Genomic DNA, 12,329 nt, shown 5'->3' with positions numbered 1-12,329 from the left:
TCGGACGGGTCGGCCGGATCTGAGTGGCCTCGACCACAGCAAGCAATTCCCATGCGGCCCGTCGCATAACCGTGAGGTCACGCCCCAGACCCCGAGATGCCTGTGGCGTTCGTCACATGCCGCTCGCAGGTGCCTCCCGGATGCCCCGAACACCGGCGAACACCGGCATACGGACCGCCCCCGGCTGTGCCCCGGTCCCGCCGGGGCAATAGGGTCACCGCATGGAGGAGCTGGATCGTCAGATCGTCGAGTTGCTCGTCAAGGACGGGCGCATGAGCTACACCGACCTGGGCAAGGCCACCGGCCTGTCCACCTCGGCTGTGCATCAGCGCGTCCGCCGCCTCGAGCAGCGCGGTGTCATCCGCGGCTACGCCGCCGTCGTCGACCCGGAGGCCGTCGGTCTGCCGCTCACCGCCTTCATCTCGGTGAAACCCTTCGACCCCAGCGCCCCCGACGACACCCCCGACCGGCTCGCCGACATCCCCGAGATCGAGGCCTGCCACAGCGTCGCCGGCGAGGAGAACTACATCCTCAAGGTGCGCGTCGCCACCCCGCTGGAGCTGGAGCACCTGCTCAGCCGCATCCGCTCCCAGGCCCATGTCTCCAGCCGCACCACGGTCGTGCTCTCCACCCCGTACGAGGCCCGCCCGCCCCGTATCTAGGGGCACCCCGGTCATTTCGTCTCCCACCAGGTCCTAGCCTGGTGGGATGAGCGCGAACGAACACCGCACCGTGCTGCTGCGCGGTGGAGAAGTCCACAGCCCCGCCGACCCCTTCGCCACCGCCATGGTGGTGGAGCGCGGGCACATCGCCTGGGTCGGCTCGGAGGGCGCGGCCGACGCCTTCGTCGCCGGCGTGGACGACGTGGTCGACCTGGACGGCGCGCTCGTCACCCCCGCGTTCGTCGACGCCCATGTGCACACCACCGCCACCGGCCTCGCGCTGACCGGCCTCGACCTGTCCGCCGCCGGCTCGCTCGCCGAGGCCGCCCAGCGGATCCGCGGATACGCCGAGGCCCGCCCCGCCGACCGGATCCTCATCGGGCACGGCTGGGACGCCGCCCGCTGGCCGGAGCGCCGCCCGCTCACCCGCGCCGAGCTCGACGAGCTCACCGGCGGCCGGCCGCTCTACCTCACCCGGATCGACGTCCACTCGGCCGTCGTCACCACCGCGCTGCTCGACCTGGTGCCGGGCGTCCGCGCGCTCGACGGCTTCCACGACGGGCAGCAGCCGCTCACCGGCGACGCCCACCACGCCGTACGGGCCGCCGCCTACGCCGCCCTGTCACCGCGCCAGCGCACCGAGGCCCAGCGGGCCGCCCGGGAGCACGCCGCCTCGCTCGGCATCGGCACCCTGCACGAGTGCGGCGGCCCGGATATCTCCTCCGAGGAGGACTTCACCGGTCTGCTCGACCTGGCGCGCAGCGAGCCCGGCCCGCGGATCGTCGGCTACTGGGCCGACCTGGACGTCGAGCGGGCCCGCGGTCTCGGTGCCCTCGGCGCGGCCGGCGACCTGTTCGCCGACGGTTCCCTCGGCTCGCACACCGCCTGTCTGCACGACCCGTACGCCGACCACGCGGGCGCCGGGCACACCGGCACCGCCCACCTGGACGCGGCCGCCGTCGCCGCCCACATCGTGGCCTGCACCGAGGCCGGCCTCCAGGGCGGCTTCCACGCCATCGGCGACGCCGCCGTGGACGCGGTCGTCGAAGGCGTCCGGACGGCCGCCGAGAAGCTCGGCCTAGCCCGCGTCCGGGCCGCCCGGCACCGCGTCGAGCACGCCGAGATGATCAGCCCCGAGTCGATCGCCGCCTTCGCCGAGCTCGGCCTCACCGCCTCGGTGCAGCCGGCCTTCGACGCGTACTGGGGCGGCGAGCAGGGCATGTACGCCGACCGCCTCGGCGTCGAGCGGGCCCGCGGCCTCAACCCGTACGCGGCGCTGCTGCGGGCCGGTGTGCCGCTCGCCTTCGGCTCCGACAGCCCGGTCACCCCGCTGGACCCGTGGGGGACCGTGCGGGCCGCCGCCTTCCACCGCACGCCCGAGCACCGGGTCTCGGTGCGGGCCGCCTTCACCGCGCACACCCGCGGCGGCTGGCGCGCGGTCGGCCGCGACGACGCCGGCACCCTGGTGCCGGGCGCCCCGGCGGACTACGCGATCTGGCGGACCGGCGAACTGGTGGTGCAGGCGCCGGACGACCGGGTTGCCCGCTGGTCGACCGACCCGCGCTCCGGAACGCCCGGACTGCCCGATCTGTCCCCCGGTGGCGATCTTCCGGTCTGCCTGGAGACGGTGGTGTCCGGGCAAACGGTGTTCGTACGGCCGAACGTGTGACGTAAGGACATTTCGTACCGCCGCTCGAACCCCGCCGGGCTCGCCCGCGACCTGCGGATCTTCCTGGACCGGCTGCAGAGACGGTTCATCACCGCAGGTCAAACGGGTGTTGACAGCGGGCGGGGACCGGCCGGTAGGTTCGGCGCGTCCACCAAGGACGTCCGACCGGTTTCAAACCTCCACGCAGGCACCGAACGCCGCCCGCGCCTCGGGGGCGAGGGAAGGTTTTTCCGGCGGAGGGTGCGACCCGGGTGGGGCCCCGGCGTTCAGTAGACAACGGCCTCGGTCGATCCGCAGCCAGCGGATCCCGGGTCGGCCCGAAGGACGCCGGGCCCCGATCCCGCACCCCGTGCGCATCGCTCGCTATGGTGGGGGCTCGCGTATGTATCCGAAGGGGCAGTAGTGAACGACGGTGGCCAGAGGCGTTACGGCCCGCTCGGCGAGGCCTTGGTGATCATCCCGACCTACAACGAGGCGGAGAACATCAAGCCGATCGTCGCGCGCGTACGGGAGGCCGTACCGGAGGCGCACGTACTCGTCGCCGACGACAACAGCCCCGACGGCACGGGCAAGTTCGCCGACGAGATCGCGGCCGAGGACGACCACGTCCACGTCCTGCACCGCAAGGGCAAGGAAGGACTCGGCGCCGCCTACCTGGCGGGCTTCCGCTGGGGCATGGAGCACGGCTACGACGTCCTCGTCGAGATGGACGCCGACGGCTCCCACCAGCCCGAGGAGCTGCCCCGGCTGCTCACCGCCCTCAAGGGCGCCGACCTGGTGCTCGGCTCCCGATGGGTGCCCGGCGGCCGGATCGTGAACTGGCCCAAGTCCCGCGAGTTCATCTCGCGCGGCGGCAGCCTCTACTCCCGGCTCATGCTCGACGTGCCGATCCGCGACGTCACCGGCGGCTACCGGGCCTTCCGCAAGGAGACCCTGCTCGGCCTCGGCCTGGACGACGTCGCCTCGGCCGGCTACTGCTTCCAGGTCGACCTGGCGCGCCGCGCCGTCGCCGCCGGCTTCCATGTGGTCGAGGTGCCCATCACCTTCGTCGAGCGGGAGATCGGCGACTCCAAGATGAGCCGGAACATCGTCGTCGAGGCGCTGTGGCGGGTCACCGGCTGGGGTCTGAGCGCCCGGGCCGAGAAGGTCGGCAGGCTGCTCGGCCGCAAGCCCTGATCGCCCCTGTCCGGTCCTGATCTCTCCTTTACGACGTTCCTGCGGGCCGCCAGGCACACTGGGATCCATGACGACCGGCGCACCGACCTCTCCCGCCCACGCCCCCCGGCGCTCCCGCGCCCGCACCTTCCTCCCGCTGGGCCTCGCCGTCTGGCTGGTCCTGGAGATCTGGCTGCTCACCGTCGTGGCGGACGCGGCGGGCGGGTTCACCGTGTTCCTGCTCCTGGTGGCCGGCGCCGTGCTCGGCGGCACCGTCATCAAGCGGGCCGGCCGGCGGGCCTTCGCCAACCTCACCGGCACCTTCCAGCGCGCCCAGGAGGCGGTCCAGCGCGGCGAGGCGCCGCAGGCGCCCGACCGGGCCGCCGCCGAGGACCGCAACGGCTTCCTCATGCTCGGCGGACTGCTCCTGATGATCCCCGGCCTGATCTCCGACGCCCTCGGCCTGCTCCTGCTGATCCCGCAGGTGCGCACGGCCGTCGGGCGGTACGCGGAGCGGACCGTGGAGCGCCGGATGAGCGCCGCGCCGCCCGGCAGCCTCCAGGACGCCTTCCAGCAGGCCCGGATGCGCCGTCCCGACGGGAAGGTCGTCCAGGGCGAGGTCATCCGCGAGGACGCGCCCCAGGGCCCCTCGCGGCCCCAGGAGCCCCGCCCGCCCCTGATGCCCTGACCCGCCCGGGGTGCGTACGCACACGCCGAGGGGCCCGGTACACGACATCGTGTACCGGGCCCCTCGGCGTATCTCTCATGGCCGTGCCACCGGCCTGGTGTCAGCCCGTCAGGCGGACTTGCGGCTGTCGCGCGGATGCACGGCGATGTTCATGGCGCCGGACCGAAGGACCGCCAGCCGCTCGGCCAGCACCTCCTCCAGCTCCTCGCGGGTGCGCCGCTCCATGAGCATGTCCCAGTGCGTACGCGCCGGCTTGCCCTTCTTCTCCTCGGGGCCGTCCCCGTCCACCAGGAGCGCCTGGCTTCCGCAGACCTTGCACTCCCACTCCGGCGGAATCTCCGCCTCGACCGAGAAGGGCATCTCGAAACGATGGCCCTTCTCGCATGCGTACTCCACCGCCTGGCGCGGGGCCAGATCGATGCCGCGGTCGGTCTCGTAGCTGGTCACCACGAGGCGCGTGCCGCGAAGAGCTCGCTCACTCATGAATCGTGCCTCCCGGGCTTGTCGCCCACAGGACAGGTGTCGCTGTCGTCGTCATCCGGTCAACGTCCGGTCGGCGGTAAAGATTCCCGTTCCGGGTCATGCGTCGCCCGTCGTGCCGCCCCTTTTTGTACCCACCAGTGCCCGTTTTGTCACATCTGGCATGAGATGTCACTCAACGTCTTCACCAAGTCAGTACGCAGTAACGGTCCGCCTGGCAGGCCAAACGCGTACACTACCGCCCTTTCACTCCCGCGTCTAAATCCGGGCCGGAACGGGATTGCCCGCGGCCGCCACCGCGGCCCGAACCGGCACCCGCGCCAGGAGCACGAAGCCGATCGCGAAGAAGATCACCAGGGAGATGATGGCATCCCGATAGCTTCCGGTCAGCTGATACGCGAGACCGAACACCAATGGCCCCAGCCAGCTGAGCCCGCGGTCGCTCATCTCGTACGCGGAGAAGTACTCCGCCTCCTTGCCGCGCGGCACCAGATGCGAGAACAGCGAGCGCGACAGCGCCTGGCTGCCGCCCAGGACCAGGCCGATCGCCGCCGCCAGGCAGTAGAAGAAGACCGGCGCGCCGGCCGGCAGGAAGTAGCCAGCCGCCAGGATCAGCGTCCACACCGCGAGCGAGCCGAGGATCGTGCGCTTCGCGCCGTACGAGCGGGCCATCCGGCCCATCCCGAGCGCCCCCGCCACCGCGAGCACCTGGACGAGCAGCACCGCCGTGATGAGCGTCGTCTGGTCCAGGCCCAGCTCCTCGGAGCCGTACACCGACGCCTGCGAGATCACCGTCTGCACGCCGTCGTTGTAGATGAGGTACGCGAGCAGGAAGGACAGCGTCAGCGGGTGCCGCCGCATGTCCTTCAGGGTGGCCCGCAGCTGCTTCCAGCCGCTGCCCACCGCGCCCTCGCCGGGCGCGCCGCCGGCCCGCTCGACCCGCCGGTCCCGCAGCCGGCGCAGCGGCACCAGGGTGAAGGCGCCCCACCACAGCCCGGCCGAGGCCAGACAGATCCGCACCGCCGTGCCCTCCGACAGGCCGAAGGACTCGTGCCCGGAGTACACGACCAGGTTGAGCACCAGGACCAGGGCCCCGGAGGTGTAGCCGAAGGCCCAGCCGCGCGAGGAGACCGCGTCCCGCTCGTCGGGCTCGGCGATCTGCGGCAGATAGGCGTTGTAGAGCACCATCGACACCGACAGCGAGGCGTTCGCCACGATCAGCAGGAACGCGCCGAGCAGATAGCGCTCCCCGCCCAGGAAGAACATCCCGGTCGTCGCCGCCGCGCCCACGTACGCCGCGGCCGCGAGCAGCGGCTTCTTCCGGCCCGTGCGGTCCGCCGCCGCGCCGACCAGCGGCATCAGCAGGACCGCGACGACGATCGACGCGGAGACCGCGTACGCGAAGAGGGAACCGGCCCGCACGGGGATGCCCAGCGGGTGCACGAAGCCCTCCGGGTCCGCCGCCGCCTTCGCCACCGAGGTCAGATACGGCCCCAGGAAGACGGTGAGGACGCTGGTCGAGTAGACCGAGCAGGCGAAGTCGTAGAAGTACCAGCCGCGCTGCTCCCGGCGCCGCTCGGCCGGGTCGGCCGCCCGGCCGTCCGGCTGTCCGTCAGTGTCGACGTCGGTCAAGGCCGCGCCCCCTCGCTCGTCCCCGTGGTGCCTCGTGGCGCCACGGGGTGCCCCGTTGTGGTGTGTGCTGCGTGCTGCTGAGCGCTCAGGCCCACAGTCCCCGGTCGGTGAGGACGGTCCGCAGCGTCTCCAGATGATCGGTCATGATGCCGTCCACGCCAAGGTCCAGGAGGGCGTGCATGCGTTCCGGCTCGTTGACCGTCCACACGTGCACCTGCAGACCGCGGGCGTGCGCCGCGCGCAGGAAGCGGCGGTCCACCACCGGGATGCCGGCCTGGCTCTCCGGGACCTGGGCGGCGACCGCGCCCGCGCGCAGCGGTACGGGGACGCCGAGGGAGCGCAGCCGCAGGGCGGCGACGCCGGTCATGCCGTACGAGGTGGCGAGCCGCGGTCCGGCCAGCTGCTGCGCCCGGGCGATCCGCGCCTCGGTGAAGGAGCTCACACAGACCCGGTCCCAGGCGTCGGTCCGGCCGATCAGGTCGAGCAGCGGGACGAGCGCCGACTCGGCCTTCATGTCCACGTTCCAGCGGGCCTCCGGGAACTCCTCCAGGAGGTCCTCGAAGAGCGGCAGCGGCTCCTTGCCCGCGACCCGGGCCTCGGCCACCGCCGCCCACGGCAGGTCCCGGATCCGGCCCCCGGTGTCGGTCACCCGGTCCAGGGTCGCGTCGTGGAAGGCGACGAGCCGGCCGTCGGCGGTGGTGTGCACATCGGTCTCGAAGTACCGGTATCCGGCCGCGGCGGCCCGCCGGAAGGCGGCCGCGGTGTTCTCCAGGCCGTCCGCCGTGCCGCCGCGGTGGGCGAAGGGCAGCAGCGGTGCCGGGTGGTCGAGGTAGGGGTGGCGTACGCGAGTCACCGCCGCAGTATGGCCTGCCCCGGTGTCCCCGAGGCGACCGGAGTGCTGCCGGAGCCCTCCCCGGGCACGGCGAAGAAGCGCAGGAAGAACTGGGCGAGGGGGCCGATGGCCAGGGCGTACAGCACCGTGCCGACGCCGACGGAGCCGCCGAGCAGGAAGCCGGTGGCGACGACGGCGATCTCGATCGCCGTCCGCACGAGCCGGATCGACCGGCCGGTGAGCCGGTGCAGACCCGTCATCAGGCCGTCGCGCGGGCCCGGGCCGAAGCGGGCCGCGATGTAGAGGCCGGTGGCCACGCCGTTGAGCACGATGCCGAGCAGCATCAGCGCGATCTCGGCCGGCAGCCCGTCGATCTCCGGCACCAGGGCCAGCGTGCCGTCCATCGCCAGGCCGATGACGAAGACGTTCGACACCGTGCCCAGGCCCGGCCTCTGCCGGATCGGGATCCACAGCAGCAGCACGACCGCGCCCACGATGATCGACACCACGCCGATCGTCAGCCCGGTCCGCTCGGCGAGCCCCTGGTGCAGCACCCCCCAGGGCTCCAGACCGAGCCCGCCGCGCACGAGCAGCGCCGAGCTCACGCCGTAGAGCGCCAGACCGGCGTAGAGCTGGACGAGCCGGCGGGTGAGGTGCCGGCCCCGGAGGCCGGAGGCGAGGGACAGCCGGCCGCGAAGACCGGAGGCGACGGACAAAGGAATGCCCCCTTGTGTGACGGCTCGGACGGAGCCTGGGTGGTGCAGGACGGAGCCTGGGTGGTGAAAGTGGACTGGCTCATGACACTCTGTGGCGGGGGACGACATGCCAACCATGGCCAATTCGCGGAAGGTGGACTGATTTCCATGGCCCAGTGGACCTCGGCCGTGGGGCCGGCCCAGCTCGCCCGGCAACTGCAGGCCCAGCAGCCCCGGCCCGCCGCCCCGGGCACGCGCAAGCCGCCCGCCTACCGCGCCCTCGCCGACGGCATCCGGCTGCTCGTCCTGGAGGGCCGGGTCCCGGTCGCCGCCCGGCTGCCCGCCGAACGCGAACTGGCCCTCGCCCTCACCGTCAGCCGCACCACCGTCGCCGCCGCCTACGAGGCGCTGCGCACCGAGGGCTTCCTGGAGTCCCGGCGCGGCGCCGGCAGCTGGACCGCCGTCCCGGCCGGCAACCCGCTGCCCGCCCGCGGTCTGGAACCGCTGCCGCCGGAGTCCCTCGGCTCCATGATCGACCTCGGCTGCGCCGCGCTGCCCGCGCCCGAGCCCTGGCTCACCCGCGCCATCCAGGGCGCCCTGGAGGAGCTGCCGCCGTACGCCCACACCCACGGCGACTATCCGGCCGGACTGCCCGCGCTGCGCCAGATGCTCGCCGACCGGTACACCGAGCTCGGCGTCCCCACCATGCCCGAGCAGATCATGGTCACCACCGGCGCGATGGGCGCCATCGACGCGATCTGCCACCTCTTCGCCGGCCGCGGCGAACGGATCGCCGTCGAGTCCCCCTCGTACGCCAACATCCTCCAGCTGATGCGCGAGGCCGGCGCCCGGCTGGTGCCCGTCGCCATGGCCGAGGGGCTCGGCGGCTGGGACCTGCCCCGCTGGCGCCAGGTGCTGCGGGACGCCGCGCCCCGCCTCGCGTACGTCGTCGCCGACTTCCACAACCCCACCGGCGCCCTCGCCGACGAGGACCAGCGCCGGCAGCTCGTCGAGGCCGCCCGCTCGGCCGGCACGGTGCTCGTGGTGGACGAGACGATGACCGAGCTCTTCCTCGACGAGGACCTGGACATGCCCCGGCGGGTCTGCGCCTTCGACCCGGCCGGCGCCACCGTCCTCACCGTCGGCTCCGCCAGCAAGGCCTTCTGGGCGGGCATGCGGATCGGCTGGGTGCGGGCCGCGCCCGACGTCATCCGCTCCCTGGTCGCCGCCCGCGCCTACGCCGACCTCGGCACCCCCGTCCTGGAGCAGCTGGGCGTCAACTGGCTGATGCGCACCGGCGGCTGGGAGGAGGCCGTCGGCCTGCGCCGCGCCCAGGCCCGGGAGAACCGCGACGCGCTCGTGGCCGCCGTCCGCAAGGAGCTGCCCGACTGGGAGTTCGAGGTCCCGCGCGGCGGGCTCACCCTCTGGGTGCGCACCGGCGGCCTGTCCGGCTCGCGGCTCGCGGAGGTCGGCGAACGGGTCGGCGTCCGGGTGCCCTCGGGCCCGCGCTTCGGCGTGGACGGCGCCTTCGAGGGCTATGTCCGGCTGCCCTTCACCGTCGGCGGCCCGGTCGCCGAGGAGGCCGCCGTCCGGCTCGCCGCCGCCGCCCGCCTGGTCGAGTCCGGCGCGGGCGCGGGCAACGAGGCCGGCCCACGGTCGTTCGTGGCGTAGGGCCCCGGACAGCTCCCCGGACAGCAGAGGGCGGCCGCACCCCGGTGGGTGCGGCCGCCCTCCTTCCGTATGCGCCGGTACGGGGCTCAGCCCTCCGCCGGCACGGGGGAGGGGAACGCCGTGGTGCCCGGCTCCTTGCGCACGGTCGGCGCGGTGTCCGTGTCCAGGTGCGTCTCCGGGTGCGTCGCCGGCTCCGGCTCGGGAGCCGAGCCCGGCACCGTCTCGACCGCCGCCACCGCCGCGACCGTCGCCGTGCGGCGCTCCGGCAGCAGCTCCAGGACCGCCCGGCGGTGCGCCTCGCTGGTCGCGTCGTCGTACGGGTCGGGGGTCGCCGGCACCTGCAGGCGCAGCACCGGGCCGGCACCGAGCCGGGCGTAGCCCCGGCCGGGCGGGACGTCCGGGACCGGGGTGGTGTGCGGGGCGGTGCCGAGGACCGCGGCGACCTGGTCCGGCGCGGCGGGCCCGAGCACGATCCGGGCGCGGGTGTGCGTCCGTACCGTCTCGCCGAGCCCCTCCACGCTGTCGAACTGCTCCGCGACCACGACCGTCACCGACGCGGCCCGGCCGTGCCGCAGCGGCACCTGGAGCAGGTCCTGCGGATCGGGGCGGCCGTCGGCGGCGGCCAGGTGGCCGAGCACGCTGGGCCGGTCGAGCAGCAGCCACAGCGGCCGGCGGGTGTCCTCCGGCGCCGGCCGGCCGGCTTGCCGGGCCCGGTTCGCGGCGATCAGCCGCCGCTCGGTCTCGTGCGCGGCCCACTCCAGGCTGGCCAGCGCGCCGGCCAGACCGCACTCGACGGCGAGCACGCCGTCCCGGCCGACCAGGCACGCGTACTCGCCGGTGCCGCTGCCCTCGATCACCAGGACGTCGCCGTGCGGCAGCGCCTGGAGGGCGATCGAGCGGAGCAGGGAGCTGGTGCCGCTGCCCGGCTGGCCGACGGCGAGGAGGTGCGGCTCGGTGGAGCGGGGGCCGGTGCGCCACACCACGGCCGGGGCGTCCTCGGTGCCGTCGGAGGCGCGCACCGGCACGGTGCGCTGCACCGCGTCGGCGTCGGTGAAGCCGAGCACCGTCTCGCCCGGCACCGTCACGAAGCGCTGGGCGGCGATCGTGGTGGGCAGCGGGGACAGCACGCGCATGGTGAGCCGGTTGCCCTCCTCGTCCCAGTCGAAGAGGTACTCGCGGCCCCGGCCCGACTTGGCGTGCAGGAGCTGCTCGATCCGGGCCCGGGAGGCGGGCTCGCCGTCGGTGAAGTAAGGGGGGTAGGAGATCCGCAGCCGGGTGATCCGGCCGTCCTCGTCGAAGGCGTGGTCGCCGAAGACGGCGGCCCAGTCGCCACCGTGGGCGAACAGCGGCTCGGGGTCCTCCGGGTGGGACAGATACGGCACCAGGGCCTCGTAGAGACCCTTGAGCCGGGCGATCTCGGCGTCGTCCGGCCCGGTCTTGACGACCGGGCGCTCACGTCCCTGCCAGGCGGCCGCGCCCATCAGCGCCACGAGGGCGAGCAGCGGACCGTACGGCACGAGGGCGACGACCAGGACGCAGGCCGCGACCAGGAACAGCGTGGGACCGCGCCGCTCCTTGGGGGTCGCGGCCCACTTGGCGCGCGCGGTCGCGGCCAGCTTCCGCAGACCACGCGAGAGGGTGATCAGCGGATGGAGCACGTCGGTGGCGCTGTCGGCGGCCGTTCGCGCGATCTCTCGGCTGCGCGCGAGCTGCGCGCCGCCGCTGCTCAGAATGCGGGGGAGTGGGCGCCGGGCCACGTCGTACTCCTGAAGGGGTGGAGGTGGAAGGGGCTGGGGGACGTCAGAACTTGATCCCGCCCAAGAGACTGGCGAGGCTCTGGCCGCCGGCGGTGATGCTGGGGGCGATCGCGGTGCCGGCGAGGTAGAAGCCGAAGAGCGCGCAGACGAGCGCGTGCGAGGCCTTGAGCCCGTCCTTCTTGAAGAACAGGAAGCAGATGATGCCGAGCAGGACCACGCCTGAGATGGACAGGATCATGAGGTGTTCTCCTGGTTGAGGGGACAGTCACCTTGAGTCCTTCCAGGTTCACAGCAAGTATCTATGTGACTAAAGGTGCATACGGGTGAATCGCTGGCGTTTTCACTTGACCGGCCGACGCCGGGTGCCCCTCCGGGTGGCGAAACGCGCGCGCTGAGGTAGTGCACCGGTCCGGGGGAGGACCGCGATCATCCTTGCCGCGGACGGGGCCCCTCATGTGCTCCGGCGGGCAGTACCCTGTCGATTCACTCGTACGGCCGCCGTCGCCGTGCGCGGTCGGGCACGTCGTGCGGGACGGGCCGAGGCAAGGAGAGGCAGGCACCACCATGAGCGAGCAGCCGAGCGAGCAGCCGAGCGAGCACGAGACCCCGGACCCCGAGGTCGTCGAACTGGCCGGCAAGGTCTTCGACCTGGCCAGGACCGGCGACGCGGCGACCCTCGCCGCCTACCTCGACGCGGGCGTCCCGGCGAACCTGAGCAACGAGAAGGGCGACTCGCTCGTCATGCTCGCCGCCTACCACGGGCACGCCGAGGCCGTCACCGCCCTGCTCGCCCGCGGCGCCGACGCCGACCGCGCCAACGACCGCGGCCAGACCCCGCTGGCCGGCGCCGTCTTCAAGGGCGAGGACGCCGTGATCCGCGCCCTGCTCGCCGGCGGCGCGAATCCGGAAGCAGGAACTCCGTCCGCCGTGGATACCGCGCGGATGTTTGGGAAGACGGAACTCCTGGAGCTCTTCTCCGGATCGGTGAACGAGGGCTGAACCCCAGGTGAGACGGCGCCGTAAATGTGGTCGCGGTGGCGAAATGGGTGGGTCATCATGACGTCGGGCCCGCAGGGGGCCACCGACGA

12 protein-coding genes are annotated in these 12,329 nt (G+C 73.3%); 6 read left to right on the top strand and 6 right to left on the bottom strand.

The features are described from left to right. The first annotated feature begins 221 nt into the window (after positions 1 to 221). The 4 genes from KV205_RS26215 to fxsA all read left to right on the top strand — a co-directional run bounded on the left by KV205_RS26215 (position 222) and on the right by fxsA (position 4,174). Positions 222 to 662 (top strand): Lrp/AsnC family transcriptional regulator, encoded by a 441-nt coding sequence (locus KV205_RS26215; RefSeq protein WP_189976755.1) that lies wholly within the window; start codon positions 222 to 224, stop codon positions 660 to 662. A gap of 46 nt (positions 663 to 708) precedes the next feature. Then, a complete protein-coding gene (locus tag KV205_RS26210) occupies positions 709 to 2,331 on the top strand; it encodes an amidohydrolase (protein ID WP_265867083.1) in 1,623 nt (540 codons plus the stop codon). A 402-nt stretch (positions 2,332 to 2,733) separates the two neighbouring features. After that, positions 2,734 to 3,507 (top strand): polyprenol monophosphomannose synthase, encoded by a 774-nt coding sequence (locus KV205_RS26205; protein WP_265867082.1) that lies wholly within the window; start codon positions 2,734 to 2,736, stop codon positions 3,505 to 3,507. Positions 3,508 to 3,574: 67 nt separating this feature from the next. Beyond that, entirely contained in the window at positions 3,575 to 4,174 is a 600-nt protein-coding gene (gene fxsA / locus KV205_RS26200) for an FxsA family membrane protein (protein ID WP_265867081.1), read from the top strand. Positions 4,175 to 4,282: 108 nt separating this feature from the next. On the opposite strand, the gene KV205_RS26195 is transcribed toward fxsA, so the two are convergent. The 4 genes from KV205_RS26195 to KV205_RS26180 form a co-directional block, all read right to left on the bottom strand. After that, positions 4,283 to 4,657, bottom strand: coding sequence for an RNA polymerase-binding protein RbpA (locus KV205_RS26195; protein WP_026278069.1), 375 nt, complete (start codon positions 4,655 to 4,657; stop codon positions 4,283 to 4,285). A gap of 255 nt (positions 4,658 to 4,912) precedes the next feature. Further along, entirely contained in the window at positions 4,913 to 6,286 is a 1,374-nt protein-coding gene (locus tag KV205_RS26190) for an MFS transporter (RefSeq protein WP_265867080.1), read from the bottom strand. An 85-nt stretch (positions 6,287 to 6,371) separates the two neighbouring features. Then, positions 6,372 to 7,139: a glycerophosphodiester phosphodiesterase gene (locus KV205_RS26185; protein ID WP_265867079.1), complete on the bottom strand. Its 768-nt coding sequence runs from the start codon at positions 7,137 to 7,139 to the stop codon at positions 6,372 to 6,374. Further along, positions 7,136 to 7,804 (bottom strand): YitT family protein, encoded by a 669-nt coding sequence (locus KV205_RS26180; RefSeq protein ID WP_265867173.1) that lies wholly within the window; start codon positions 7,802 to 7,804, stop codon positions 7,136 to 7,138. Before KV205_RS26180 ends, KV205_RS26185 begins: the two co-directional genes overlap by 4 nt. A 177-nt stretch (positions 7,805 to 7,981) precedes the next feature. On the opposite strand from KV205_RS26180, the gene KV205_RS26175 reads away from it, so the two are divergent. Next, positions 7,982 to 9,484, top strand: coding sequence for a PLP-dependent aminotransferase family protein (locus tag KV205_RS26175; protein WP_265867078.1), 1,503 nt, complete (start codon positions 7,982 to 7,984; stop codon positions 9,482 to 9,484). Between the two features lie 86 nt (positions 9,485 to 9,570). Here the strand turns inward: KV205_RS26175 and KV205_RS26170 are convergent, their stop codons facing one another. Beyond that, entirely contained in the window at positions 9,571 to 11,241 is a 1,671-nt protein-coding gene (locus KV205_RS26170; RefSeq protein WP_265867077.1) for a hypothetical protein, read from the bottom strand. 43 nt (positions 11,242 to 11,284) lie between these two features. After that, positions 11,285 to 11,479 (bottom strand): hypothetical protein, encoded by a 195-nt coding sequence (locus KV205_RS26165; RefSeq protein WP_128976945.1) that lies wholly within the window; start codon positions 11,477 to 11,479, stop codon positions 11,285 to 11,287. 326 nt (positions 11,480 to 11,805) lie between these two features. On the opposite strand from KV205_RS26165, the gene KV205_RS26160 reads away from it, so the two are divergent. Next, positions 11,806 to 12,240, top strand: coding sequence for an ankyrin repeat domain-containing protein (locus KV205_RS26160; protein ID WP_265867076.1), 435 nt, complete (start codon positions 11,806 to 11,808; stop codon positions 12,238 to 12,240). Positions 12,241 to 12,329 lie beyond the last annotated feature (89 nt).

The sequence above is a fragment of the Streptomyces sp. SKN60 genome, assembly GCF_026236535.1.
GTDB lineage: Bacteria > Actinomycetota > Actinomycetes > Streptomycetales > Streptomycetaceae > Streptomyces.
This window is presented reverse-complemented; position numbering and strand designations above follow the sequence as displayed.

Excerpts from the sequence above, each read along its gene's own strand:
- KV205_RS26215 (WP_189976755.1), top strand. The coding sequence starts at position 222 with ATGGAGGAGCTGGATCGTCAGATCGTCGAGTTGCTCGTCAAGGACGGG.
- KV205_RS26165 (WP_128976945.1), bottom strand. The coding sequence starts at position 11,479 with ATGATCCTGTCCATCTCAGGCGTGGTCCTGCTCGGCATCATCTGCTTC.
- KV205_RS26210 (WP_265867083.1), top strand. The coding sequence starts at position 709 with ATGAGCGCGAACGAACACCGCACCGTGCTGCTGCGCGGTGGAGAAGTC.
- fxsA (WP_265867081.1), top strand. The coding sequence starts at position 3,575 with ATGACGACCGGCGCACCGACCTCTCCCGCCCACGCCCCCCGGCGCTCC.
- KV205_RS26175 (WP_265867078.1), top strand. The coding sequence starts at position 7,982 with ATGGCCCAGTGGACCTCGGCCGTGGGGCCGGCCCAGCTCGCCCGGCAA.
- KV205_RS26195 (WP_026278069.1), bottom strand. The coding sequence starts at position 4,657 with ATGAGTGAGCGAGCTCTTCGCGGCACGCGCCTCGTGGTGACCAGCTAC.
- KV205_RS26160 (WP_265867076.1), top strand. The coding sequence starts at position 11,806 with ATGAGCGAGCAGCCGAGCGAGCAGCCGAGCGAGCACGAGACCCCGGAC.